This is a genomic window from Zhongshania aliphaticivorans (genome assembly GCF_902705855.1).
GTDB lineage: Bacteria > Pseudomonadota > Gammaproteobacteria > Pseudomonadales > Spongiibacteraceae > Spongiibacter > Spongiibacter aliphaticivorans_B.
Map to the genome: position 1 here is coordinate 507,952 of NZ_CACSIJ010000001.1, position 26,684 is coordinate 534,635.

The window sequence follows — 26,684 nt, forward strand, 5'->3', positions numbered from 1 at the left end:
CCATTTAACTCAGCGTGCTTAAATCTGCTCCCTCCTCAACAAATTCATTAATCATAAGGGGTAGCACTACCTCAAAAACTGCTCCCTGATCAGGCTGACTGCTTACCGAAATACGCCCCTTCAATTGACGCCTAACAGTGTTATAAACAACGTGCAAACCCAAACCAGTACCACCACTACTGCGACGAGTCGTGTAGAAAGGTTCAAATATCTTTTTCTGATCAGCCAATGGAATCCCGATTCCATCATCACTGAATTGAATTACAAGCTCGTTGAAACCCGGGCTAACACTGAGCCTAATATTGCCCTTGCGTTCATTAGGAAAAGCATGAATAAGACTATTACTTAATAAATTAATAACAACTTGAGCAATACCACCCGGCACCGTTCGAATACTAATATCCGGCGGACAGTCAAGTATCACTTCATGCCCGCTGCGGCGATAATTTGGCGATAAGTGCATTAGCACGTCCGTCAAATACTCATGTAAATTAATCGTTCGCGTTTCAGTCGTGGCTTGGTCAACCGACACCTGTTTAAAGCTCATAATAAGCGCGCCTGCACGCTGTACATTGGCCAATACAATACGAGATGCCTCCTGCATACGCCGCAATACATTTATCTCTGTCGTCACCGCCCCACGCTCTCGCAATGCCGCATCCAATTTACCAAGATCGCTTTGCAGAGTGGACTCCGCCGTTATCGCAATGCCAAGAGGCGTATTCAGCTCATGCGCAAAGCCCGCCACCAAGCCACCAAGCGAGGCCATTTTTTCGGCCTCGACCAGATGCTCTTGCGCCTCTTGAAGCTGGTGCAGCATTTCCTTTAGTTTTTCGCCAGTTACTTCGGAGCTATATTTTTGTCCAGTTAAAACCAAAAGCGTCATACCTAACAAACCGGTAAACAATAGCCCGGCAACCAACATCCCCCACGGCACCATTGAGCGACTACCAACCAAGAAACGCTGATCGGCGTCCAAGCGAAAAACCCACTCAGCATCAGCAAAACGCAAGACTGCGCTATCTGAGAATAGTGACTCCTGGGCAGATGGTGACCTACCGCCGTAGATTAGGTCGCCACTGTCCAGCGCCGAAACAGACGCAGAAACATTCATCAAGTAATCAGAGGCAAGCAGCAGCTCCATTAAATCTGGAACACGAAAGACAGCGCCCACATAACCCGCCAAGCCCTGCCGGCCTGTCGTCTCGTGAATGAAATCAACGGGCAAATATACAACCAAGCCTAGCTGATCTTCACGCTCTTGCACTAAGCGAATAGGCCCCGTTGTCGCCGGCCGATTTGCCGCTGCGGCGCGTGCAAGCGCACTGCGCACAATGCCGTTTGAACTTATGTCGTAACCTAATGCATCTAAATTACTGACCAAAGGTTCAATATAGCGAATGACAAAATAGTCATCTTTATTAATTTGTGGCACTGCATGCTGCCTATCGTCACGGCGTGTAATCTTGACGTTTGCGCCGCGTTCCGCACTCATCTGTGCCTCCATCGGCAATCGCTCACCGCCACCCACGTGCTGCACCCACACAATTGCTTGAAAGCCAGTGTTTCGCTCTAAAAACCCATCAACAAAATTTTCGAACTCTACTACTGTTACCTTATTTGAAACTTCAAATAATGCACGCGTTGCATATAAATTTTCCATATGCGCGTCGATAACAGTCTGTGCTCGATTAAATACCTGTGAGGTATAACGACTAAATTCACTCTGCTGTCTCGACAACTCCCAGCGACTGCCGAAGACATAAAGCGTAACCGCAACTATCGAAACGCCAAGCAACACCAAGGGCAAAATGCGTCGTCGACTGCGCCACACCGGAACAGGCTTACCCAGATAAACGAAGGTCAAAATGGTAAAAATCATCACCCCTAAACCGTCACCAACCCACCAAGTCAGCCAGTTAAAAACGAAATTTTCTGCAGGGAGTAGACCTGCTACTAACAACGTCGTTGTGCCAACACCTGCGCTTACAACACAACTAAGCCCACAAGCTAGCAAGATGAATCTCAAAACCTCACCAACGTTATCGAGTGAAACCTGAAAACCAATATACCTGCGGATCAACCATGCACCGACAAATGCCTGCAGGGTCGCACCTACGGCAATAACAAAAGGCACAATAAAGCTTAAAAATAGTGGTGCTATTGGCTGACCTAAGTCTGGCGCTGCGTTGATATTAACGAGAAACGAACCCAGTAAAATACCGGGCCAGACACGATAACCCGCCACCATTACAGCCGCTAAGGCAACTCCGGCCGCCGGCCAAATTGCAGTGGCATACCCCGGTGGAATAGCGAGCAGAAGTGCGAGCTTACCTAATAGAAAATAAGCCAAAGCAACGACGAGTATCACTAAAGATCTGCGCTCAGGCATTGCATACCGACTTAACTATGAACGCGGCATTTTGGCAATCTAGTCGACTATCCACACCCTCTCCTCAATTCCCGCCATCGTTTAGATACGCGAAACTTAGTGCAACCACGTCAGTTTAGACTGCAAAACTTGTATGACTCTATAAGTACAACTGCCTAAAATCCTGATAACTGCCAGCACTATCATGCAAAAATATGACGCTATCATACTAATTTATAGAGAGTTTTATCCTTACTGATAACTCAGTTAATCCACACTTTTATCGCTTCTTAAGGCTAGTTGTAATATCCTAGGCCGTTTTACCCAAAACCAAATTGTTAACCACAATGGATCTACAAAGATGCTCATAGGAATCCCAAAAGAACTCGCGAGTGGTGAAAACCGCGTAGCGATTATTCCGACAGATGCCAAAAAGCTAATCAGGGCCGGCGCAACGATTCAAATCGAAGCAGGCTTGGGCTTAGGCAGCGGTTTTAGCGACGCGGAATACACCGACGCTGGCGCCACTGTTATTGCTGACCGCAACGCCGTACTGGCCAATGCCGATATTATTTTACGTATCAGCAAGCCGACACTGGACGAAATTGGACAGATGAAATCCGGCTGCATTCACATTAGCTACCTGGATCCATTTAACGAACACAGCTTGATCAAGGCATTCCGTGATCGCGGTGTTAGCGCAATCAGCATGGAAATGATTCCACGCTCTACCCGCTCGCAAAAGATGGATGCACTGAGTTCGCAAGCGAGCTTGGCTGGTTACGTGATGGTATTGCTTGCCACCACCAGACTGCCCCGCATCCTACCCATGATGATGACACCTGCCGGCACCTTGAAGCCGTCTACTGCCTTCATCATCGGTGCCGGTGTCGCTGGCCTGCAAGCGATTGCGACCGCCAAACGCCTTGGCGCTAAAGTGGTTGCCTTTGACACCCGCTCGGTTGTTGCCGAGCAAGTACGCTCACTGGGCGGTAAATTCCTAGATATCGATCTAGGTGAAACCGGCCAAACCAAAGACGGTTACGCCCTTGCCCTGACCGAAGAGCAAATGAAGCTGCAGCTTGAAGGTCAAAAAAAGCAAATTGCAGAATCCGACATCGTGATCACCACAGCCCAGCTGTTTGGTCGCAAACCACCGGTGCTAGTGACCAGCGACATGATCAAGGGCATGAAACCTGGCTCTGTTATTGTCGACATGGCTGCCGAGAGTGGCGGCAATGTTGAAGGCTCAGTCGCCGGTAAAACCGTCGTTGTAGACGGTGTAACCATTATCGGCGACGGCAACTGGTCTAACTTTGTTAGCCGCGATGCCAGCCAAATGTACTCATCCAACCTCTTCAATCTTGTTGATGAAGGCTGGAACGGCGATGACAAGAAAATGGTTATCGACATGGAAAACGATATTCTACAAGGCTGTGTTATTACCCACGGCGGCGAGATCGTTAACGAAACCATTAAAAACCTGATTAACTAGGAGAAGATGATGGAAAATGCTGTCTTTTTGGCTTTCATCTTAATGCTGTCTATATTTTTAGGCTTTGAGCTGATCAATAAAGTCCCTGCAACCCTGCACACGCCACTAATGTCAGGGTCTAACGCGATCTCGGGTATTACCTTGGTCGGCGCCCTGACCTCAGCCGGCGCTGAGCACTCTACCCTTGCCACAATTCTTGGCACCGTCGCTGTTGCGATGGCAACCATCAATGTGATCGGCGGCTATATGGTTACCGACCGCATGCTGGCCATGTTCAAGAAGAAAGGGGGCGCTAAGTAATGGGTATCGAATTACTGGTTAATATGGCCTATGTGGTAGCGGCCGTCCTGTTTATTTTTGGCCTAAAAATGCTGGGCTCACCAGCAACCGCCCGTAAAGGTAACCTAGTGTCTGCACTGGGTATGTTTATTGCGGTGATCGTGACCCTACTCGACCAAAGCATTATTGACTTCAAGTGGATTCTCGCCGGTGTTGTGGTCGGCGGCGCTATCGGTGCATTAGTTGCGCGCCGCGTCGAAATGACCGGCATGCCGGAAATGGTTGCGCTGTTCAACGGCTTTGGTGGCGTTGCCAGCTTATTCGTGGGCTGGGCTGCACTGTATGATATGCATGATGCCCACACCTTTGTACTCATCACTATCGTGCTATCGATATTGATTGGTGGTGTCACGTTCTCTGGCAGCATGGTGGCATGGGGCAAGCTCAGCGAGCGTATCTCTGGCAAAGCCATAGTGTTTGGCGGGCAACGCGTATTCAACATTCTTCTGATCATCGCGATCATCGTATCTGCGGTAATGTTTACTCTTAGCACTGGCCCAGCCACCTCCATCTACTTGTATTTGGTTATTGGCCTGTCTCTGCTGCTGGGTATTATGTTGGTTATTCCTATCGGCGGCGCCGATATGCCCGTGGTTATTTCCTTACTGAACAGCTACTCAGGTCTAGCGGCTTGTGCGGCAGGTATTGCGATCAACAACATTATCTTAATCGTAGCCGGCGCACTGGTTGGTGCCAGCGGTATCATCCTGACCCAGATTATGTGTAAGGCCATGAACCGTTCATTGAGCAACGTATTGTTCAGCGGTTTCAGCGCCGTTTCGGCTAGCGGCACAGCGGCTAAGATCGAAGGCGAAGCCAAGGCCATGACCGCAGAAGATGCCTACTACGTACTTGAAGCTGCCGCTAGCGTCGTTATCGTACCCGGTTACGGTATGGCGGTTGCACAAGCACAGCACGTGGTAAAAGAACTGCAAGAGCTACTAGAAAAGAATGGCGCAGAAGTGGTTTACGCCATTCACCCCGTTGCAGGCCGTATGCCTGGCCATATGAACGTGCTGCTTGCAGAAGCCGACGTCTCCTATGACTTACTGCTGGAAATGGACGCGGTTAACCCACGCATGGAAACCTTCGATGTGGCGATTGTTATCGGCGCCAACGACGTGGTTAACCCTGCAGCACGTGAAATGGAAGGCAGCCCAATTTACGGCATGCCCGTCATTAACGTGGACATGGCTCGCAACGTATTCGTTATGAAGCGCTCTATGGCGTCTGGTTTTGCTGGTATCGACAACCCGCTGTTCTTTAAAGAGAACACTCGGATGTTGTTTGGCGACGCAAAAGAAATGCTAGGTAACATCATTAAAGCGTTCAGCTAAGCCCCGCTTAGCTGAAAACGAAAACGGGCTCCCTAGGGAGCCCGTTTTTTTGACAGGTACAATGTTAAGCCTCTTCCACTCCCGCACTCAAAACCGGCAGCAAGCGATTCAAGACCTCCTTAAGTTGCTGTAAGTCACTCTCATCAACCGCCAACTTATTCAGCAAAGCCTCTGGAACACACTCGCAGTCATCACGTAAATCACGACCTAGCTCAGTAAGGTACAGCACTACAACACGCTCATCTACGGTATCTCTGCGCCGCATAATTAACCCCTGCTGCTCCAAGCGCTTCAGCAATGGCGTGAGGGTATTGGTATTGAGCAATGCTCGCTCACCAACCGTTTTCACCGCACATGGCGCACTTTCCCACAGAATCATCATCACAATGTACTGAGGATAGGTTAATCCAAGTGGCGCCAATTTATCTTGATACAGTCGAGTGATCATTCTAGATGCCGCATACAAAGGAAAACACAGCTGATTATCTAATTGCAGCTGCGGCGGCATCAAGTTGCTAAGCTTGGCACTCATACCGCTAACGCAGCCTCGATGTCCGCAACCATATTCTCTGGTTTAGTCGTTGGCGCAAATCGCTTAATTGCCACACCATCTTTGCCAATAAGAAATTTAGTGAAATTCCACTTTACGGCATTACTTAATGTGCCTGGCGCCGCCTTTTTTAAATATGCAAATAAGGGATGGGCGCTCTTCCCATTCACATCAATTTTCTCTGTAATCGGAAAGCTCACCCCGTAATTCATCAAACAGCTTCCTTCAATGGTATTCGCATCACCAGGTTCTTGGTTCGCAAACTGATTACAAGGTGCACCCAGTATCACCAAGCCCTTGTCTTGATATTTTTCATATAGAGCCTGCAAACCCTCGTACTGTGGCGTTAGACCGCACTTACTCGCCGTATTGACGACTAATACAACCTTGTCTTTATAGGCAGATAAATCTAAAGGCTTGCCTTGCAGGCTTGATATCTCAAAATCATAAAGTGTTGTCATGTTAATCCCCATACGTAAATTTAGCTGGATACAGCAAATAACTTGCCTTGCGACATTAAAACAATAATTTACATCTCACACAACTATATCTTGTACGATATAAATTTCAATTAAAGGAAGGCAGCTTAATGCCGATAAGGTATAAGAGGAAGAAACCTAACCGTTAACACCAGAGCCTATATGGTCATTATTAACCCCAGCTTCGCCACCCAGCCAGCGGCACTTAACCGGCCATCAGGTCCCGCACCGGTATTAGCGATTGATCGCGTGCTAAGCGCGGTTGTTGTCGGTCAGCGCGCAGACCACCTCTATGAACTCGCCTCTGGAAACTTAAGAATGATGGCAGAAAGCCAAACCGCACTTCGTCACGGAGAAAAACTCCTACTCCAGGTCACTGGTAAAGATCACAAACAACGACCACAGCTTCTGATCCTTAAAGCTGACGCCAATTTCATTAGCAAGCAGTTACGCACAACACTACCGCAACAACAAAGCACAACCCAGCTACTAAGCGCTCTTAGCGCCGTAAATGCACGCGCAACATCACCAGCCCTAACAACATTAATCGACGAATTTTTAAGTACATTACCCAGCAAGGCCCAAGCTAGTAACCCAAATGAGTTACGCCAAGCAATATTACAAAGCGGGCTATTCCTTGAAAGTCAGTTGAACAAAGGCGAAGCACCATCTCGAGATATTAAACGCGCCCTATTACGACTTAATCAGCAACTTAGCCAACAACTAGGCAATGAACCGCTTTCAGAATCATCCAATCGTAGCGGCCCTAAGGTCGACGACAAACCCCTTCAGCTGCCCCGCGAGTACGCCCCCCTCACACGCGCAGCATCAGTACCACCCACCCCAATAGCAAACAAATCGATTGCAACCAATAGCTACGTCGACAACTCGGTAAACAACACGAAAATGCAGGAATTGCCGGGACAGCTGCACGCTCAAGGCCGGCAACCCATAAGCATCATTGATAGCGATTCTAATACCGAAGTATTGCAGCAGTTACTCCGTGACGTGCGAGGTTCCTTGGCACGACAAGAATCACATCAACTACAGTTTTTGCAGCAAAACGACAAGCATCAAACCCAGTTTATGATCGAACTACCGGTACGTAGTGACGATGGCACTGACCTTTGGCAGCTTCAGTTTTATAAACCCACTCAAACGGAAGATGAACATAAAAACCAAGAGAAGGCAGCTTCCTGTAGCGACAAGCCCCAACACAACTGGATAATAAATTTAAGTTTCGATCTACCTGGACTCGGCCCGCTAAAAGCACGCATTAGCCAAGCACCAAACCTAGATATTCGTTTCAGCACGGATAAACCAGAAACAATGGCACTAATAAACGCGCAACGTCACGACCTTGAAGAGCGCTTATCCGCACAAGGCGTTCCTACCCAAAGTATTCAGTGCAGTGCCGAGCCAATATCAGAGAATACACCATCGCTTTATCCACAAACGCTCTTGGACACGCAGGCATGAGTCGCAAACCGGGGGAAATTGCCGTTTCATTACACTATGACGGCTATAATGCACCTTTGGTAAGCGCTAAAGGTGAAGGGGATATTGCGCACCAAATACTCGAAATTGCCACTCAATACGATGTTCCGATTTACCAGAATAGCCAACTTACCGAGCTACTATCACGAGTCGAACTCGACAACGAAATACCAAGAGAGCTGTATATTGCCGTTGCCGAGGTCATCGCATTCGCCTATCGCTTAAAAGACAAAACGCCAGTAGATTGGTGATTAAAAATCGAGTTCTAATTGCTTATCTCGTCAGCTTCCAGGTAAACCGCACCTGCGCAAGCGACGATACGGGCTTACCATTCACCCGCTCAGGCTCAAAATCACAGCGTGACAGCGCCGAAAGAGCACGGTAATCAAGACGACGTGTACCGCTAGTCTCAACCACCTTGCCATCACTGGCTTTGCCCTCAGCATCAACAGTAAACGACATCGTCACCGTACCCTGCTGCCCAAATCGTACAGATTCTTCAGGGTATTCAGGTCTAGCACAGCTATTCCAATCGATACTTGCAGGCACGGTAGCAATTGCCGCCACCCCGTCGTTAGCTGTCTTATTAGCCACCGAAGCCGGCTTATCAACAACCTGAGCTGGTGCCTCACGCTCACGAACCTTAGCCAAAGCCAGCTGGCGCTCTTTTTCGGCATTTAAGGCTCGTGCCTCAGCCACTTCTGCCGCACGGGCCGCCGCCTCCGCCGAGGCTTGCGCCATTGCCAAAGCTTCAGACTGCTGCTGCATAGTTGCTAACTGCGCCTGCTGACGTAAATTTTGCTCGCGCTGGCTAAATTCACCATCTAGTCGGCGCTGCCATTCCGCAAGCACCGCCTGCTCTTCTGATTGAAGGCGCTCATCGCCCTGAACGAATGCCACCTTGGCAATATCACTTTTGTCCGCAGCAATTGTCGGTAAGTCATCCCCAGACAGCAACCACGCAGCCAAGCCAGCCGCCGCACATACACACAACAAGGCAATCGCAATCACTGACTCCGCAGACTGGGCCATGCCCTGCTTGCGATCTACCGCGCCTATCGCATTATTCATTCGGCAACTCCCTTTAAAAGATTCCTCACGCCGTCAAACCAAATAATCGTCCAATACGCTGGAACATCCCCCGGCGATCAGACTCTGGTGGCGGTGGCGATGTAGCCTCGGCAGCAATTCGCAGAGTTTGGGCCGGATGCTTTTGTAATATTTCAAAACGACGCATCGCCAAATTGACACTCCCCCGCAACAAACCCTCGCTCACTGGCTTGCTAAGAAAACGATATATTTGCCCTCGATTAATAAGGTCAATGCCCTGCTCTGCATCAGATTTTCCCGTGAGCACTATTGCCACCAAACTTGGATGGTGCTGACGTAAGGCACTCAATAGGTCGGTAACGACCTCGCCTCCCACAGCGATCTCAGTAATAATGACGCCAATTTTATGGCGTTCTAACAAATCCAAGCCTTCGTCTAAATTAGCTGCGGTATACACCGCGCGCTCACGCCCCAATACACGCTGCAAGGTGGTACGCGTTGCCTCGTCATCATCCAGAATCAAAGTGCCAACATCATCAACACCTGGAACGTGAACACGGGCCGTTAAATCTTCTTCAGGCGCCGCCGCCTCACTAACAAAATCTACTGCAGACGCCTTTACAGCCGCCGCAATCGTTGAGCGCAAATCAACATTAGACCAAGGTTTATTAATAAAACGGAAAATCTCCCCATCATTAATGGCAGACAATATTGCGCTCAAATCTGAATAACCGGTCAATAGCACGCGAATCGCGCGCGGGCGCAAATCCTTAGCCTTGCGCAACACTTCCACCCCCGTCATTTCAGGCATGCGCTGGTCGCTCACCACAACGTCGACATCACCTTGGCGAAGAATTTCCAGCGCGGCCTCGCCAGACGCCGCCGTCACCACGTCGTAATCTCGCCTGAAGAGCGCTTTCAATGCGATAAGAATTCGCGGCTCATCATCTACAAATAAAATCCGCGCACGAGATTCTTCAGACGGGCTACTTACGTTCGTTTCCATACTTTACGCATCTCCCAGCAAGACCACATCTTGCTCCGCTAGACTATCCGGCCCCTTATTGATACCAGCCACCGGCAATCGAATGAAAAACTCTGTTCCTTTACCTAACTCTGATTCAACTCGAATCGTCCCGCCGTGATCCTCAATAATCCGGAACACAATAGACAAACCGAGCCCAGTACCCTTCCCTACCGGCTTAGTGGTGAAAAAAGGTTCAAAAATATGGGCGCGGGTTTCCTCGTCCATACCGCTGCCGGTATCGCTAATAGCGACTTCAACATCGTTTTCTTTAAGGCTAGTACGAATACAAATTTGCCCTTTACCATCCATCGCTTGAGCAGCATTGGTAATCAAATTAAGAAACACTTGGTTTAATTGTGATGGCGCACAGCTAATCTGAGGCAGATCAGCAAACATACGTGTCACTTTCACGCCATCTTTAAGCTGGCTATTACAAATTTTAAGCGCGGTTTCAATGCCTTCATTCAAATCGAAGAGCTGCGATTGAGACCGATCTACACGGCTAAAATCCTTAAGACTCATCACCAATTCAGCAATCTGCGTTAAACCGTATTCAGTGTCTGCCAGCAACATGTCAAACTCTGCCATACTTTCTGCGTCCACCGCACCATCCATGGCCTGCATAGATTCTCGAACAATTTCGACATTGCTGGAGGCATAGCCTAAAGGTGTATTAATTTCGTGCGCGACCCCCGCAACCATTTGCCCGAGGGAAGCCATTTTTTCTGACTGGATCAACTGCCCCTGCTGCATTTTTAAATCATCTAAGGCCTTACTAAGCGCTTGGGTACGCTTATCAACTATCTTTTCCAAGTTCACGTTTGAATCTTGTAACTCACTGTTCAAGCTATCCAGCGCCGAGAAACTAGAACGCAAACGCACCGCAATCACCCCAAATGCCAGCAACAAGGCTACCGCGTACACCGCCAATGTTTGCCGGTAATTTCGCGCTGTTGTTTGCAAACCGTGGTAGTGATTTTCGTAAGAACTACGCAAATCGTAAAGGGCAGCCCCAGTAGGCAAGCTATCAAACTTTGCGACGAACACCTGAAGCTGGTCTGCCGACTCACGCAAGGAATCAACGGTGGCTAGCAAATGCCGGAGCGCCCCTCTTTCTGCGTCGCTCTCTAACTGCTCTTCAGCTGCCACAATCTTTCGACCTAACTCATCAATATAACCACCGTTGGTGGCTTCAGATTGAATTCCGTAGGCAGTCGACTCACGCAAAATCGACATCACATTTTCACGCAACTCTTCCGATGCATTCACGGAGGGAGCATTCAAAAGTGAAATCCCAGCAACACGCAAGACCGAAAAATGCTGCGACAAACGGGCTAATTTTGCCGAATAGTCATTTAATACACTGAGTTTCGCCGAGGCCTGCGCATTATATTGCTCAAGCGACGAGTCAATAACAGGCGACAGGCCAGCTAAACTCGCCTGACCACTGCTGAGCGCGCTTTGAGCCACTGTAAAGCGATCCCGCGCCAACTCCAACTGCTGAGCACCGGAATCAAGTGATAAGCGGCCACGAGCGATTTGAAGATTAAGCTCGGCATCAGCCTTAGCTGCCGCATCAAATTGCTCTAAACGAATTATATGTAGGCCCGTTTCTAAAGGGTTTCGCAGCGTTTTCCACAGCAAAAAGGAGATCAAGCTCAAGGCCAATAGAACCGCAAGCAAAGCGACAAATCGCTGAATTGAAAAGCCCCGCGAAACGCGGAGAGACACACCCACTCGAACCATAAAAGTCTTCTTATTATTTTATATGCTACGTTGACGTTTTCTCGACCACCTAGTAAAGCTGCTCAAACGACAAGTAACGTACCGAAGTAAACACCCAGAATATCTTTTTATGTTTTTTTATATCAGGCGAAGAATAAAAGCTGCCAGTGGAAATGTCTAGTATTTAACAAAAACGAAATATCACAATATGATTGATAATACAGTCACTTAGCCGAAAGACTTAATCGTCCATTGCGTATACAGTTAAGCCGGCTAGCCTATCGTCACAAGTAGGCCGCGAAATAAGACATAAACTGAATATGGAATTGAGGAGTATCTGGCGAAAAAAAAGGGAATCAGCGAACGGCTGAACTCCCTCTTAATTTTTGGTCGGAACGGCAGGATTCGAACCTGCGACCCCCACACCCCCAGTGTGGTGCGCTACCAGGCTGCGCTACGCCCCGATTTAAGGGGCTGCATCATACCCCAAGAAATTGTTTGAGTGAACTATCTTTTCAGGAGTTTCGCGACTTCTTCAAGCTCACTCAGCATTTGCCGGATAACTTGGCGAGTTTGCGACGATTCATCTTTAGCAGTATCGCCAGACATACGTTGTCGAGCGCCGCCAATGGTGTAACCTTGCTCATAAAGCAGGCTTCGGATCTGCCGAATCATCAGCACATCCTGATGCTGATAATAACGTCGATTTCCACGGCGCTTAACTGGCGTTAGTTGCGGAAATTCCTGCTCCCAATAACGCAGAACATGAGGTTTAACACAGCATAACTCGCTTACTTCACCGATAGTGAAGTAACGCTTTCCCGGTATGGGGGGTAATTCATCGTTATGACTTGGTTCCAGCATAGTCCTCTACCCTGGATTTTAGTTTTTGTCCGGGCCGAAACGTAACAACGCGGCGAGCAGAAATAGGGATCTCCTCACCGGTTTTGGGGTTACGTCCGGGACGCTGACTTTTATCCCTAAGATCAAAATTTCCGAAGCCGGAGATTTTTACCTGTTCGTTATTTTCCAAACAGTGGCGAATTTGCTCAAAAAACAGTTCAACGAGCTCTTTAGCCTCACGCTTATTAAAGCCAAGCTCTTCATATAGTCGTTCAGCCATTTCTGCTTTGGTGAGGGACGTCATCACACTAGTTCCTTAAACTTGCGCCAAATGCCTCCTGCAAGGCTTGTACTACGGCTTCCACCGATTGACTCACCTCTTCTTCGTTTAGGGTGCGCGATGAATGACGGAAGGTCAAGCCCAGCGCCAAACTTTTTCGTTCAGGATCAATGCCTTTACCCTGATAAATATCAAATAGCTTCAAGTCACTCAGATATTCACCAGCTGATTTTCTAACCGTCTGTAAGACATCCTCTGCCGCCAACTGACGATCGACCAATAAGGCCAAGTCTCTTCGCACCTCAGGATAGCGAGACAACTCCGAGAAAACTGGCACTTTGCGCTCAAGTAAGGGCTGCTGATCCACTTCAAACAAGTATACCGGGTTAACAAAGTCCCACTTTGCTTGAAGGCTGGGGTGAAGCGCGCCGATACGCCCGATACGCTGCCCATCACAATAGACATCGGCAGTCTGCCCGGGGTGCAGCGCAACATTTTTAGCGGCTGCAAAAGAAATCGTGCTGGCTGACACTGAAAGCAGGCTCTCTAAATCAGCCTTCAGATCATAAAAATCGACTAATTCGCCACTCTCACTCCAACTTTCTGGCTCGCGACGGCCGGTTAGCAGGGCTGCCAAGGTCGGCACTTGCTTTAATCCGGTATCGGATTTCAAAAATCTAAGCCCCGATTCAAATAAGCGTATGCGTGCTTGCTGACGTTTAGCATTATGCATTGCCGTTTTGATCAGACCCGGCAGTAAGCTCGTCCGCATAATCGACATATCAGCAGATATTGGGTTGAGCAATTCAACCCCCTCTTCGCCCTCGGCCATCGCCTGATGCATTGCTGGATCTATAAAACTGTAAGTAATCGCCTCTTGATAGCCCCGAGCTACCAATTGCTGACGAAGCTGAGGCATACCACGAAGACTTTCTGGCGCCGCTTGAATGGTCAGCGAATCGTGGATTGGCGTCACCGGCAAACGGTTATAGCCATAGACTCTTGCCAGCTCTTCAAGCAAATCCACTTCAATACTGATATCAAAACGCCAGCTGGGCGCAGTGACGCTCCAGCCCCCCTCTACAACACTTACCGCCATACCCAATCCACGTAAAATTGATTCCACTACGTCGGCGGCTATTGCCATCCCAAGCAATTTCTCAATACGTTTTTCGCGAAGAGTTATAGGTTCACGCGCTGGCATCAGGCCATCTATGCAACTAATTGGCCCAGCCTCACCGCCACATATTTCAATAATCAGTGCTGTCGCGCGCTCAATGGCACGCTGAGGTAATTCGAAATCAACCCCACGCTCGAAGCGATGAGAGGAGTCCGTATGCAAACCATAAGATCGCGCACGACCGGCAATTTTATCTGGCGCAAAAAATGCTGCCTCTAAGAATAGGTGCTGACTGGCATTGGTTACTGAGGACGGTTCACCACCCATAATACCGGCTAACGCCAAAGGCTTCGTCTCATCAGCAATCAGTAACGAGCCTTCGCGAATCTCAATAGTTTGGCCATCAAGTAAGGTAAGCACTTCATTTGCCTGTGCATGACGCACCACAATACCACTCTGAATTTTATCTAAATCAAAGGCATGCATGGGCTGGCCCAATTCCAACAATATGAAATTGGTCACATCAACCACGGCGTCAATACTACGCAGCCCGCAGCGACGAAGCTTTTCTTGCAACCACAGCGGGCTAGGCTTCGACACATCCACGTTACGAATAACCCGCCCAATATAGCGAGGGCAGTCTTCAGTCGCAGATACCGTGATAGGCAGCACATCCGTAATGGTTGAGGCGAACTCTGCTAGCGGCGCCTCAACAAAAGGTAGCTCGCTTAACACCGCCGCTTCGCGAGCAATACCGCGAACACTTAAACAATCTGCACGGTTGGGCGTTAAACCCAGCTCGATAACCGCGTCGTCTAAATTCAAATAGCTACGAATATCCTCGCCCAGCGGCGCATCCGCGGGCAACTCCATCAAACCATCTGATTTTTCTGCCAGCCCCAACTCCTGCTCGGCACACAGCATGCCAAAAGATTCCACACCACGAAGCTTAGCTTTTTTAATTTTGAAATCGCCAGGCAATACCGCACCCAGTGTCGCCAAAGGGATTTTTATCCCAGGACGCGCATTCGCTGCGCCACACACAATCTGAACCTCTTCAGCGCCATTACTGACCCTGCAGACCTGTAGCTTTTCAGCGTCTGGGTGAGGTTCCGCAGCAATTATTTCGGCCACTACTACACCGCTAAAAACACCCGCAACCGGATCAATCGCATCTACTTCCAAGCCGGCCATGGTCAACCGCGCGGCTAATTGCTCGGTATCCACGTCTGGGCTTACCCACTCTCGCAACCACTGCTCACTGAATTTCATATTCTTTCCGTCTAAAAACTTTTGGGCAACACACGCTTCAGTAAATCATCCGTACCGAAACTCGCTTACTTAAATTGACCGAGAAAACGCAGATCGTTTTCAAAAAATAATCGCAGGTCATTCACGCCATAGCGCAGCATCGCAAGACGCTCCACCCCAAGACCAAAGGCAAAGCCAGTAAACCGCTCAGCGTCGATATTAGACGCTTCAAACACGCTTGGATGAACCATGCCGCAGCCTAGAATTTCGATCCAGCCGGTGTGACTACATACTCGACAACCTTCTCCGCCACACATCACGCATTGTATATCCACCTCGGCCGAGGGCTCAGTAAACGGGAAATAGGACGGCCGGAATCGAACACTCAGCTCTTTTTCAAAAAAGCTACGTAAAAACGACTCAAGCATGCCTTTCAAATCAGCGAAACTGCTGTTTTCGCTGATTAACAAACCCTCTACCTGATGAAACATCGGGGTGTGCGTTAAATCTGAATCACAGCGATAAACCCGACCAGGACAAATCAGTTTCATAGGAGGCTCACTGCTCTCCATAACGCGAACTTGTACCGGCGAGGTATGCGTGCGCAACACCGTTGATTCATCAACGTAAAATGTATCGTGCATTGCTCGTGCGGGGTGGTGCGCGGGAATATTTAGGGCTTCAAAATTATGATAGTCATCTTCAATCTCGGGGCCTTCAACAACTTCAAAACCAATGCTTTCAAAAAATGCACTGATCCGCTCGATCGTACGAGTAACCGGGTGCAGCCCACCGGCATGTTGACCTCGACCCGATAGCGTAACATCAATTTTTTCAGCTTCAAGACGCGCATCAACAGCCGCTTGATCTAAGCGCTGCTTAGATTCTGATATTTGATCTGACAGCGCTTCTTTAACGCGGTTAATCTCAGCGCCGGCCGCCGGCCGCTCATCTGCCGATAAAGAACCAAGCCCTTTTAATAGCGCCGTGATATGACCTTTTTTACCAAGGTACTCTACTCGTACTTGATCCAGCGTCTGTGCGTCTATTGCGGCACTGATTTTTGCCGCAGCCTCAGCCGCCAAGCCTTCAAGATTTTCCATTCCGCGCTCCCAATCTCTGCGCCGCTGCCACAGCTATTTAGCTCAAAAAATCTAAACAGCAGTGACTTAAATTAGTGTCTTAAAAACAAAATAGGGAAAGGGCGCTAGCCCTTTCCCTATAGTAAAGCCAAGCATAATGACCGCCACGCGACAGTCATTCGCTTTTTAAGCTAAGGCTGATTTCGCGCGTTCTACGATAACAGCAAATGCTTCTTTGTCATGCACAGCTAGATCAGCCAATACGCGACGGTCTAAACCGATTTCAGCCTTTTTCAAGCCAGCAATCAAACGGCTATAGCTCAAGCCATTAGCACGTGATCCTGCATTGATACGAGTAATCCACAATGCGCGGAATACACGCTTCTTGGCACGACGGTCACGGTAAGCATATTGACCTGCTTTAATTACCGCTTGTTTCGCAACACGATAAATACGTGAACGAGCGCCGTAGTAACCTTTGGCTTGCTTTAGAATCTTTTTATGACGACGGTGTGCGGTCACACCACGTTTTACGCGGGGCATAGTATATTCCTCTTAATCTCGATGACGTTTATCAGATGGCGCGCAACATGCGGTCTACTAGAACCTTGTCCGACTTATGGACAGCACTAGTACCACGTAATTGACGCTTACGTTTGGTGGTCATCTTGGTCAAGATGTGGCTTTTATGAGCGCTTTTACGCTTATATCCGCTACCGGTTTTTTTGAAGCGTTTTGCCGCCCCGCTGTGTACTTTTTGTTTTGGCATCGTTAGATACTCCGCATTCTCAATGTAAATTAAATCAAGTAGGCCCTAAGAGCTCGCTACTTTTTCTTTTTCGGAGCAATGACCATAGTCAATTGACGACCTTCCATTTTCGGAAATTGTTCTACAGAACCGAATTCAGCAAGGTCTTCTTCAACCCGCTTCAACAGCTGCATACCCAATTCCTGGTGGGCCATCTCACGACCGCGGTAACGCAGAGTTACCTTGGCTTTATCTCCGTGTTCAAGGAAACGTGTCAGGTTGCGTAGTTTTACCTGATAGTCCCCATCTTCCGTACCCGGGCGGAATTTTACTTCCTTAACCTGAGTTCGAACCTGGTTTTTTCGGGCCGCAGCTTGCTGCTTTTTGGCCTCGAAAACATGTTTTCCGTAGTCCATCACTTTACAGACGATTGGATCTGAATCTGTGATCTGAACTAAGTCTAATGTCGCTTCTTGCGCAGCCTTGAGCGCATCTGCAAGCGGAACAACGCCAACTTGGTTGCCCTCTGCATCGATCAAGCGAACTTCATTAGCTTCAATTTCTTCGTTTATCGGCGCTCTTTTGCTGCGCCCTTTTGCGTTATCGCGTTTAATTGCTAGTTCTCCGAATTTGCGCGGCTGCGTTTAGCTACGCTGTCTGCGAGGAGTTTACTGAGCTCACTAATTGATACTGAGCCCAAATCTTCGCCACTACGTGCACGTACCGAAACAGTCTGGGTTTCGACCTCGTTGTCACCTACAACAAACAAGAACGGCACCTTCTGAATTGTGTGCTCGCGGATTTTAAAGCCGATCTTCTCATTTCTCAAGTCCGCATCGACTCTAAAGCCACTATCTCGCAATAAATCTTGCACTTTAGTGACATATTCCGCCTGTTTGTCCGTAATATTACAAACCACAGCCTGAACTGGTGCCAACCACACTGGAAATGCCCCTTCGTAATGCTCGATCAAAATACCGATAAAGCGCTCGAAGGAACCCAATATTGCACGATGTAACATGACCGGCGTTTGGCGCTGACCAGATTCATCCACATACTGCGCACCAAGACGACCAGGCATTGAGAAATCGACTTGAATCGTACCCAGCTGCCATACTCGACCAATACAATCTTTTAATGAAAATTCGATCTTAGGACCGTAGAACGCACCCTCACCCGGCAACATCTCCCAAGGCAAACCTTTACTATCGAGCGCCAACGCCAAGGCCTGCTCAGCACGATCCCAATCCTCCTCACTACCCACCCGCTGCTCTGGGCGAGTAGAAAGGCGATAAATCACTTCAGTAAAGCCGAAGTCTTCATAGACCTCGTGTAGAAAATCAATAAACGACGCAACTTCTGGCTGGATCTGATTTTCGGTACAGAAAATATGTGCATCATCTTGAGTAAAGCCACGAACTCGCATGATGCCATGCAGCGACCCAGACGGCTCGTTGCGATGACAAGAGCCAAATTCCGCTAAACGCAAAGGCAGATCGCGGTAGCTGCGTAAACCTTGGTTAAACACCTGTACATGGCAGGGGCAGTTCATAGGTTTAACAGCAAAGTCACGCTCATCGGCGGTGAGTGTAAACATGCCATCACTGAACTTGTCTGCGTGACCAGATTTTTCCCACAGAGAAATATCTACCACCTGCGGCGTACGAATTTCCTGATAATCATGCTTGCGCTGCTTATCGCGCATATATTGCTCAATAGCCTGATAAATACTCCAGCCCTTAGGGTGCCAAAACACCATGCCCGGGGCCTCTTCTTGCATATGGAACAGGTTAAGCTTTTTAGCGACTTTACGGTGATCGCGCTTTTCAGCTTCTGCAATGCGATTCAAATACGCTTTTAAGGCCTTTTTATTACCCCACGCGGTGCCGTATATACGCTGCAACATAGCGTTGGCTTGATCGCCCCGCCAGTAGGCGCCTGCAACTTTAGTCAGCTTAAATGCATTTAATTTGCCGGTGCTTGGCACATGAGGACCGCGACACAAGTCCATCCAATCGCCCTGCTTGTAAACTGAAATATCTTCATCGCCAGGCAAGTCCTTAATAATTTCGACTTTGTACTCTTCGCCCAAATCACTAAATGCTTTCACCGCATCTTCACGGCTCATTACCACGCGTGACACAGATAAATCCTCCGCCGACAACTCGGTCATGCGGGCCTCGATCTTTTCTAGATCTTCTGGCGTAAACGCGCGCTCATAAGCGAAGTCATAATAGAAACCGTCTTCTATTACCGGACCAATAGTCACTTGTGCACCAGGGAATAAATCCTGAACCGCCATTGCCAATAAATGCGCGGTGGAATGGCGAATAACCTCAACACCGTCATCATCACGCTCTGTGATAATACCAAGCTCAGCATCATCGTTAATAACATAGCTGGTATCAACTAGCCTGCCATTAACACGGCCAGCCAAGGCGGCCTTAGCTAAACCTGGACCGATATCCATGGCAACATCGGCCACAGAAACTGGATGATCAAATACGCGCTGACTCGCGTCGGGAAGGGTAATTACCGGCATGGTATTTTCCTTTCAGTGGTGACCCCTACGAAAGGTCACGTGAGTGATTATAGCGTGTTGAAAACTATAGAGATTTAAGCCGCCCATTATGAGGTTTACAAAGCAGAGCTGCAAGCAAAGGCAATACGTAATAATTAACTAAAGCTGGTATTCAATACAGATTAAATAGGTAATGACAACCGGGCCATCATCATGGGGCAATTTTTCTTCAACGACTCGCCGTGTAGCCAAACGCTCAAAACGCGATCGATTTTCCTCAAAATTCAGCAAGGCCTGCTCCTTGGTATCTGCCGTTTGGAAAAAATCTATGAGCGCCGCCCTAGATATAGCAAACATATAGCGCTTACCACCAATAGAGCCGGCAAACTTCACACCGCTAAACTTGTCATCCCAGATCGCCGTACTTTCAAATTCCACAGACCGCTCCAAATTCACCGATTAAGTTTTTATGCGGGCCACACGCTCAGCACCAAACCACTTTGGTGCCGCCATCGTATGACACAGCAAACCCATTATTAATCAATTGATCACCTAGGCTTACCCCGTCAATCCATACCTCAGCTAATAATCTAAAATATTTATCACGCTCAATAGATCTAAGCTCTATTACGCGCCCTTCTCGAAGCCGCCTCACCGAAAACTGCTTAGCCGCACGGGCTGCATCTTTTTCAAGCTGGCACTTGCCACGTAACTCCGGTGTATCAATGCCCTTAATACGTACCGGCATGCTGTCACCGACCACAGCAGGCCAGCCAGCAATATTTACTCGAAAGGTATCTCCATCGTAAATTGTGCGCACAACAGCCACCCGCGCGTCACCAAACTCAGCCGCACCAAGGCCTGCCATTAAAAAGAAAGCAACTAAGAAACCAGTGAATTTACGAATACAACTCGAACTAACTTGAGCAAATTTAATTTAGGTAACCCCGACTTTAACGAACTAAAAAGCAAGTCGGGAATCCCTTTTCCGAAGCCGGCTGAGTAATAGATAATTAGGTACGAGTATAGCAGCTAGCTGAAAAGAAGCGCCTCGGTGAATCGCAAGCCCCAGCAGCGAAAATAGACTTTTTCAAAGACAACAAACTATGCAAAGATCAATATTTAGACTGGGTATTTAGCAACCCTAACCTAAACTTGAACTTAAAAGAAATTGGTACGACCGAGTGGATTCGAACCACCGACCCCCACCATGTCAAGGTGGTGCTCTAACCAACTGAGCTACGGTCGTACTAAGACGTGCTGGCAGTTTTGCAAATTGATGGACAACCTGCTTTACAGCCCCTATAGCTACTAACACCAATTAGCGGAGCCGCGTACCTAAAGAGGACGCGCATTATAATCATGCCTTTTGAGTAGCACAAGGACTTCGCCGAGTTTTATAAGGCCCACACCTAACTAGTAAAGAATCGCTGTTTAATCTCCGACAATTTATCTCTTACGTTTGCCGCCGCCTCAAACTCGAGATTTTTGGCATGCCGCTGCATATCCTGCTCTAGCTTTTTCAGAAGTTTTGCTAGCTCGGCGTTCGACATAGTTTCCGCGTCCAGCAAATAGTCCCCCGATGGCTCAGCTACTTTTCGCGTATCGCCACGCTGCTTTTTCTTAGAACCCGGTATTGCACCAGCATCAAGAATGTCAGCTACCGACTTCAAAACACCGACAGGCGTAATATTGTTTTTCAGATTATGGGCAATTTGCTTATTCCTACGCCGCTCGGTTTCATCAATAGCACGCTGCATTGAGCCTGTAATTCGATCACCATAGAGAATCGCCTTGCCGTTTAGGTTTCGTGCAGCACGACCAATGGTTTGAATTAGCGAGCGCTCAGACCTCAAAAATCCCTCTTTATCTGCATCCAATATCGCAACTAAGGACACCTCCGGCATATCCAAACCTTCGCGCAACAGGTTAATTCCCACCAATACATCAAATTTGCCCAACCTGAGATCACGGATAATTTCAACCCGTTCGACGGTATCTATATCCGAATGTAAGTATCGAACTCGCACACCATGCTCATCTAAATACTCCGAGAGATCTTCTGCCATACGCTTAGTCAAAGTGGTAACAAGGACCCGCTCCCCCACCGCAGTGCGCAAACCAATTTCCGACAGCAAGTCATCTACCTGCGCACTGGCTGGACGCACTTCTATTTCCGGATCGATCAAGCCCGTTGGTCTAACTACCTGCTCCACCACACGAGCAGAAGTTTCTGCCTCGTAATTTCCTGGGGTTGCCGACACCAAAATAATTTGTGGCACCAAACGCTCCCATTCCTCAAAGCGCATCGGCCGATTATCCAGAGCAGACGGCAAACGAAAACCGTATTGCACCAAGGTTTCCTTCCGCGACCGATCGCCCTTATACATAGCGCCTATTTGCGGGATGGTGACATGTGATTCATCGATAACAACCAAGGCATCTTCAGGCAAATAATCAAAAAGCGTAGGGGGTGCTTCACCAGGATCACGACCGGACAAATAGCGCGAGTAATTTTCAATTCCATTGCAATAGCCCAGCTCGCGAATCATCTCGATATCATAACGAGTACGTTGCTCTAAGCGCTGCGCCTCGACCAGTAGCTCGTTACTCCGCAATTGCTCTAAACGCTCAAGCAACTCCGCCTCAATAAAATCAACCGCCTTCAATAGCGTTTCTCGAGGTGTTACGTAATGGCTTTTCGGGTAAATCGTAATACGTGGATACTTGCCGTAAGACTCCCCTGTGAGCGGGTCAAAGCCAGTGATTGAATCAATCTCGTCGTCAAACAACTCTACGCGGACCGCATTTTTATCACTCTCCGCAGGAAAAATATCAATCACGTCGCCACGAACACGATACGTTCCGCGCTGAAAGGCGATATCGTTGCGGGTATATTGCAACTCAGCTAAACGACGCAAAAGTTTTCGCTGATCAATACGCTCGCCACGCACTAAGTGAAGAATCATTTTAAAATACTGTTCAGGATCACCCAAACCGTATATGGCTGACACCGACGCGACAACAATGGCATCTGAGCGCTCCATGAGCGCCTTAGTTGCCGACAAACGCATTTGCTCGATATGATCATTAATAGATGCGTCTTTCTCTATAAACGTATCTGAGGCGGGAACATACGCCTCAGGCTGATAGTAATCGTAATAAGAAACAAAATACTCGACGGCATTATTCGGAAAAAACTCCTTAAACTCACCATAAAGCTGCGCTGCCAAGGTTTTATTTGGCGCCATCACAATAGTCGGGCGCTGCAACGCTTCCACCACATTAGCAATAGTAAAGGTCTTACCTGAACCCGTGACGCCCAATAAGGTCTGGGCATGTAAGCCCGCATTTACACCCTCTATCAGGCCGGCAATTGCTGCAGGCTGATCTCCCGCAGGAGCAAACTTCGACACCACCTGAAATGGCTTACTCATAAAACTGCCCGCCACAAAAATCCCCATATTAACGCGCCCAGTAGCTCGCAGCAAAACAAGCCCGCTCATTACAAAGATGCTAAACCTTGGAAATTGCTCATAAAATCACCAAAACAAGAATTTTTTTCATCAGGGGTTGACGACCCTAAGAAACATCCTTAATATGCGCGGCCTCAGCTGTTAAAGCTGTTCCGCCTTAGCTCAGTTGGTAGAGCAAATGACTGTTAATCATTGGGTCGCTGGTTCGAGCCCAGCAGGTGGAGCCATATATAGAGAAGGGCTTATGTGAAAACATAGGCCCTTTTTTATGCCCTACATAAAGTGCCGCTTTACATTTCCACTCAAGCTATACTGCCTCCACGCCATAAACACCTTACACGTACAAACAACGTCGAAATTAATTTGGAATTACGTTATGAAGGCCAAGCTAAGCTTCAGTGCGATTATTATTACACTGCTTTTAAGCGGGGTTTGCCACGGCCAAACGCGAGACTTTAGCTCCGCTCATAAAAAAATTGAACGCGCTCTAGAAGGATCTGCAGGATTCCCTGGCAGTGATGCAATTTGGGTAAAGCACAACACACTGCTAATCGCGGTTGCCAAAAACACGATAAATGAAAAAAAGTATGCCAAGCGAGTGTGCGATTTTCTCAACTCTAACGGCTTCGGCAGCCAAAAAGTAGAACTCATTATCGTCGACCAAGATGAACTGCGAAGCCACAACCAGTGGTCGCAGCTCGCCGAACGTCAATGCAAATAAATTAAAATGGCCAAACCATTGGCGCGATAAGTACCGTTGCAACCCCAACGATCACCGTGAGCGGTATGCCGATTTTAAAGAAATCACTAAATCGGTAATCCCCTGGCCCATACACCATTAAATTAGTTTGATAACCAATCGGCGTCGCAAAACTGGCTGACGCCGCCATCATTAAAGTAACCGCAAACGGCAGCATACTTACGTCAAGCTGCTGGCTCGCAGCCAAGGCTATCGGAAATACAATCACCGCCGCCGCCAAATTTGAAATCACCGCAGAAAACAGCGCCGTTACAATGAAAATTGCAGCCAAGGTTGCCATGGGCGAACCCGCAGCCAATCCAATTATTTGCTTGGCAATGACTGAAGCCGCGCCCGTAGATTCCAAAGAGCCGCCAAGGGCAATAGAAGCCGCTATTACCAACAATATCTGCCAATCAACACTCCGGCGCGCATCAGCGGCTCGAATACAGCGTGTTGCGACCATGAGCCCCGCAGCCAAAAACGCCGCTTTCAACATTGACAACCAACCAATAGCAACGACCAGCACCATAGCGATCATAATAATACCGGCACGACCACGATGCTCATGCCGCACAGGACGCGAATTTTCAATGGCACTTACCAGCAAGAAATCACGGGAGTAACGCTGATTGGGAACAAAATCCTCGTACGCTTCAAGTAATAAGGTATCACCTGGCTCTAACTCTAAGTCGCCAATTCGGCCCTTCAAATGCTCGCCGTTACGAGAAATGGCAATAATTGCCGCGCCGTAATTATTACGAAAACGCATTTCGCGAATAACTCGGCCTAAATGGGGGAAATTAGGCGATATCACCACTTCGACCAAGCAACGCGATAAATTATTATCACCTAACTTAAACGCCTGGTCCTCTGCCAATCTAAGGCCATGGAAGTTTTTAAGGTCAACAACCGAACGCACATCGCCGGCAAAAATAAGCCTATCACCATCCATCAAAATTTCTTTTGGCGACACCACCGTCATAAGGCGTTCATCGCGAACAATTTCAATCAAGAACATCGCCGGCAATTGTCGCAACCCAGCTTGTTCTATCGATTGGCCAATCATCGGGCTATGAGGCTCAACCAACATTTCCACAATATATTGCCGTGTATCACCGAAACGCTCAGCCTTACCGTTACTGGTTGGCAACAAATATCGACTAGTAATAATTGTAAATGCGGCAACCAAGACAACACACGGCAAACCAACCCAAGCGATATCAAACATACCAAGCGCCTGCCCCGGCAATGCATCAATCATCATGCCATTTACAACCAAGTTGGTACTGGTACCCACCAAGGTACATGTGCCACCTACAATAGCGGCATAACTCAAAGGAATCATCAACTGCGAGACTGGCAAATTATTGCGCTTTGCCCAATCCCGCACAGCGGGAATCATCATCGCTACAACAGGCGTGTTATTTAATATAGAGCTGAATATCGCCACCGGCGCCATCAGTCGAAACTGCGCCAAACGAACCGATTTAGGCCGGCCTAACACGTTCAGTGATATCCAATTTACAACGCCGGTTTCAGACAATGCCTGAGCAACAATGAACAAGACCCCGACGGTGACCATCCCCTCATTGGCCATACCCGCTAAGGCCTCCTTGGGCGACAAAACACCGGCAAGTAAAAGCACCACAACACCGCCACACAAGATCATATCCGGCGGCCGTCGAGTAAAAATTAAAGCCAGCAAACAACCCGCAATAACACTAAGGGCAACCCATGCATCAAGGGTGAACATATTAGCTCGATAAGCTCCGGTAGAACGCTTGAAATTTCTCTACAAAATCATTAAGACTTGTTACAGGTAAATCATTTATTCCCGCTGCAGCAGCTCGCCCACCGCCGGTAGGAAATTGCCGGCAAAACTCATCTGCGCCCTGCTTATTATTTAGCGGCGCCCGAATACTTACTAGATAGTTACCATCTTTTTTTTCTGTCAGCACTGCGTGAGCACGATCAGGGAAATCATTTGCCAGATCGTTACTGTACACACCACTAACACGTCGGGCCCAACGTTCATCCGGTAGAATAAAAACGGCGCTCACGTTATCCGCATGCACAGCAGGTAGCTGGCTTGCCGCGCGCATATCATTTGTATACCCCTCTTCCAATTGCGCGAAGGTATCTGCCGCCTCTTTCATAAACTGACGTGGACTGGCAAAGGGGGCGATGCGGCGATAAAGCTCCGCGGGATCAAAATGCAAATCCTCTATGCTCGCGCCATAACCATTGTAATTAAGGTATATACCTAGATTCTCCAGCTGCTGCAATTCATCGGCAGTTAAGCCTAGTGGCTTTGCTACCGCCATCGCGCTATTGCGAAGATTGTCACCAAATGCACCAACGACAGCCCACTCCGCAAATTGGCCTTTCAACATCCCGTTTACCAATAAGCTAGTGCAAACATCTGCGGCTGGATTGATATTAACCCTTAGATTCGCATGCTCTGGAATGTCGCCTGCAAAATGGTGGTCCACGTAAACAACTTCGGCACCAGCCTCCAGCACACTATTCAAACCGTCGCGATTTTTATCTAAGGATACGTCCAGCACCGTGATTTGATCGCCCGAACCTGCCGACACTCTGCCTAGTAAATTAATGTCACGCTTAACACCAGTGACTAAGGTACTATCCTGCGGGCTCGCATTTCGCAACTGTACCAAGGCACACAAGCCGTCCGCGTCTCCATTAAATACATCTATTACTGCCATTCCCTGTTCCCCAATTTTTATACGT

25 protein-coding genes and 3 tRNA genes are annotated in these 26,684 nt (G+C 48.4%); 7 read left to right on the top strand and 21 right to left on the bottom strand.

What is annotated here, in order from left to right:
• Window positions 1-4: 4 nt before the first annotated feature.
• Window positions 5-2,392 (bottom strand): CHASE domain-containing protein, encoded by a 2,388-nt coding sequence (locus tag GVJ32_RS02310; protein ID WP_159238425.1) that lies wholly within the window; start codon window positions 2,390-2,392, stop codon window positions 5-7.
• 340 nt (window positions 2,393-2,732) lie between these two features.
• Here GVJ32_RS02310 and GVJ32_RS02315 point away from each other — a divergent pair, with 340 nt between their 5' ends.
• From GVJ32_RS02315 to GVJ32_RS02325, 3 genes are read left to right on the top strand one after another with little or no spacing between them, the layout of a single operon-like run.
• Window positions 2,733-3,866 (top strand): NAD(P) transhydrogenase subunit alpha, encoded by a 1,134-nt coding sequence (locus GVJ32_RS02315; RefSeq protein WP_159238426.1) that lies wholly within the window; start codon window positions 2,733-2,735, stop codon window positions 3,864-3,866.
• A gap of 9 nt (window positions 3,867-3,875) precedes the next feature.
• Window positions 3,876-4,166 (top strand): NAD(P) transhydrogenase subunit alpha, encoded by a 291-nt coding sequence (locus tag GVJ32_RS02320; RefSeq protein WP_159238427.1) that lies wholly within the window; start codon window positions 3,876-3,878, stop codon window positions 4,164-4,166.
• Window positions 4,166-5,542 carry an NAD(P)(+) transhydrogenase (Re/Si-specific) subunit beta gene (locus GVJ32_RS02325; RefSeq protein ID WP_159238428.1) on the top strand — a complete coding sequence of 459 codons (1,377 nt, stop codon included), beginning with the start codon at window positions 4,166-4,168 and terminating at the stop codon, window positions 5,540-5,542. The genes GVJ32_RS02320 and GVJ32_RS02325 overlap by 1 nt, the downstream gene beginning before the upstream one ends.
• A 64-nt stretch (window positions 5,543-5,606) precedes the next feature.
• Here the strand turns inward: GVJ32_RS02325 and GVJ32_RS02330 are convergent, their stop codons facing one another.
• Together GVJ32_RS02330 and GVJ32_RS02335 are read right to left on the bottom strand one after the other, a co-directional pair.
• A complete protein-coding gene (locus GVJ32_RS02330; protein ID WP_200841304.1) occupies window positions 5,607-6,074 on the bottom strand; it encodes a MarR family winged helix-turn-helix transcriptional regulator in 468 nt (155 codons plus the stop codon).
• On the bottom strand, window positions 6,071-6,553 hold the full coding sequence (locus GVJ32_RS02335) for a glutathione peroxidase (RefSeq protein ID WP_159238429.1): 483 nt from the start codon (window positions 6,551-6,553) through the stop codon (window positions 6,071-6,073). Before GVJ32_RS02335 ends, GVJ32_RS02330 begins: the two co-directional genes overlap by 4 nt.
• Window positions 6,554-6,733: 180 nt before the next feature.
• Between GVJ32_RS02335 and GVJ32_RS02340 the strand changes: the two genes are divergently transcribed.
• Complete coding sequence (locus GVJ32_RS02340) at window positions 6,734-8,050, top strand: flagellar hook-length control protein FliK (RefSeq protein WP_159238430.1); 1,317 nt, start codon at window positions 6,734-6,736, stop codon at window positions 8,048-8,050.
• Window positions 8,047-8,319, top strand: a complete 273-nt coding sequence (locus tag GVJ32_RS02345; protein ID WP_159238431.1) for an EscU/YscU/HrcU family type III secretion system export apparatus switch protein — start codon at window positions 8,047-8,049, stop codon at window positions 8,317-8,319. Before GVJ32_RS02340 ends, GVJ32_RS02345 begins: the two co-directional genes overlap by 4 nt.
• 22 nt (window positions 8,320-8,341) lie before the next feature.
• Here the strand turns inward: GVJ32_RS02345 and GVJ32_RS02350 are convergent, their stop codons facing one another.
• From GVJ32_RS02350 to uvrB, 16 genes are all read right to left on the bottom strand, one after another.
• On the bottom strand, window positions 8,342-9,139 hold the full coding sequence (locus GVJ32_RS02350; protein ID WP_159238432.1) for an energy transducer TonB: 798 nt from the start codon (window positions 9,137-9,139) through the stop codon (window positions 8,342-8,344).
• 25 nt (window positions 9,140-9,164) lie between these two features.
• On the bottom strand, window positions 9,165-10,124 hold the full coding sequence (locus GVJ32_RS02355; protein WP_159238433.1) for a response regulator: 960 nt from the start codon (window positions 10,122-10,124) through the stop codon (window positions 9,165-9,167).
• A 3-nt stretch (window positions 10,125-10,127) separates the two neighbouring features.
• Window positions 10,128-11,876, bottom strand: a complete 1,749-nt coding sequence (locus GVJ32_RS02360; RefSeq protein ID WP_159238434.1) for an ATP-binding protein — start codon at window positions 11,874-11,876, stop codon at window positions 10,128-10,130.
• Window positions 11,877-12,257: 381 nt separating this feature from the next.
• Window positions 12,258-12,334 (bottom strand) — tRNA-Pro (locus GVJ32_RS02365).
• A gap of 43 nt (window positions 12,335-12,377) precedes the next feature.
• Window positions 12,378-12,734, bottom strand: a complete 357-nt coding sequence (locus GVJ32_RS02370; protein WP_159238435.1) for a MerR family transcriptional regulator — start codon at window positions 12,732-12,734, stop codon at window positions 12,378-12,380.
• On the bottom strand, window positions 12,715-13,017 hold the full coding sequence (gene ihfA, locus GVJ32_RS02375) for an integration host factor subunit alpha (protein WP_103685879.1): 303 nt from the start codon (window positions 13,015-13,017) through the stop codon (window positions 12,715-12,717). The genes GVJ32_RS02370 and ihfA overlap by 20 nt, the downstream gene beginning before the upstream one ends.
• 4 nt (window positions 13,018-13,021) lie before the next feature.
• Window positions 13,022-15,385, bottom strand: coding sequence for a phenylalanine--tRNA ligase subunit beta (gene pheT / locus GVJ32_RS02380; RefSeq protein WP_159238436.1), 2,364 nt, complete (start codon window positions 15,383-15,385; stop codon window positions 13,022-13,024).
• A gap of 65 nt (window positions 15,386-15,450) precedes the next feature.
• Complete coding sequence (gene pheS / locus GVJ32_RS02385; RefSeq protein ID WP_159238437.1) at window positions 15,451-16,467, bottom strand: phenylalanine--tRNA ligase subunit alpha; 1,017 nt, start codon at window positions 16,465-16,467, stop codon at window positions 15,451-15,453.
• A 165-nt stretch (window positions 16,468-16,632) separates the two neighbouring features.
• A complete protein-coding gene (rplT, locus tag GVJ32_RS02390; protein WP_159238438.1) occupies window positions 16,633-16,989 on the bottom strand; it encodes a 50S ribosomal protein L20 in 357 nt (118 codons plus the stop codon).
• Between the two features lie 31 nt (window positions 16,990-17,020).
• A complete protein-coding gene (rpmI, locus tag GVJ32_RS02395) occupies window positions 17,021-17,215 on the bottom strand; it encodes a 50S ribosomal protein L35 (RefSeq protein ID WP_008247190.1) in 195 nt (64 codons plus the stop codon).
• Between the two features lie 56 nt (window positions 17,216-17,271).
• Window positions 17,272-17,808 (bottom strand): translation initiation factor IF-3, encoded by a 537-nt coding sequence (gene infC / locus GVJ32_RS02400; RefSeq protein ID WP_159238622.1) that lies wholly within the window; start codon window positions 17,806-17,808, stop codon window positions 17,272-17,274.
• 2 nt (window positions 17,809-17,810) lie between these two features.
• The gene (gene thrS, locus GVJ32_RS02405; protein WP_159238439.1) at window positions 17,811-19,736 is read right to left on the bottom strand and encodes a threonine--tRNA ligase; all 1,926 of its coding nucleotides are present in this window, start codon (window positions 19,734-19,736) and stop codon (window positions 17,811-17,813) included.
• Between the two features lie 138 nt (window positions 19,737-19,874).
• Window positions 19,875-20,153: a DUF1488 family protein gene (locus tag GVJ32_RS02410; RefSeq protein ID WP_159238440.1), complete on the bottom strand. Its 279-nt coding sequence runs from the start codon at window positions 20,151-20,153 to the stop codon at window positions 19,875-19,877.
• A gap of 46 nt (window positions 20,154-20,199) precedes the next feature.
• Window positions 20,200-20,583, bottom strand: a complete 384-nt coding sequence (locus GVJ32_RS02415; RefSeq protein WP_159238441.1) for a thermonuclease family protein — start codon at window positions 20,581-20,583, stop codon at window positions 20,200-20,202.
• Window positions 20,584-20,887: 304 nt separating this feature from the next.
• Window positions 20,888-20,964: transfer RNA gene (locus GVJ32_RS02420), tRNA-Val, on the bottom strand.
• Between the two features lie 163 nt (window positions 20,965-21,127).
• Window positions 21,128-23,152: an excinuclease ABC subunit UvrB gene (gene uvrB / locus GVJ32_RS02425; RefSeq protein ID WP_159238623.1), complete on the bottom strand. Its 2,025-nt coding sequence runs from the start codon at window positions 23,150-23,152 to the stop codon at window positions 21,128-21,130.
• 190 nt (window positions 23,153-23,342) lie between these two features.
• On the opposite strand from uvrB, the gene GVJ32_RS02430 reads away from it, so the two are divergent.
• Window positions 23,343-23,418, top strand: a tRNA-Asn gene (locus tag GVJ32_RS02430).
• A gap of 149 nt (window positions 23,419-23,567) precedes the next feature.
• Window positions 23,568-23,912, top strand: coding sequence for a hypothetical protein (locus tag GVJ32_RS02435; protein ID WP_159238442.1), 345 nt, complete (start codon window positions 23,568-23,570; stop codon window positions 23,910-23,912).
• Between the two features lies 1 nt (window position 23,913).
• Here GVJ32_RS02435 and GVJ32_RS02440 read toward each other — a convergent pair whose 3' ends face one another.
• Together GVJ32_RS02440 and GVJ32_RS02445 are read right to left on the bottom strand one after the other, a co-directional pair.
• Window positions 23,914-25,686: an SLC13 family permease gene (locus tag GVJ32_RS02440; protein ID WP_159238443.1), complete on the bottom strand. Its 1,773-nt coding sequence runs from the start codon at window positions 25,684-25,686 to the stop codon at window positions 23,914-23,916.
• Between the two features lies 1 nt (window position 25,687).
• Window positions 25,688-26,659: a DHHA1 domain-containing protein gene (locus tag GVJ32_RS02445; RefSeq protein ID WP_159238444.1), complete on the bottom strand. Its 972-nt coding sequence runs from the start codon at window positions 26,657-26,659 to the stop codon at window positions 25,688-25,690.
• Window positions 26,660-26,684 lie beyond the last annotated feature (25 nt).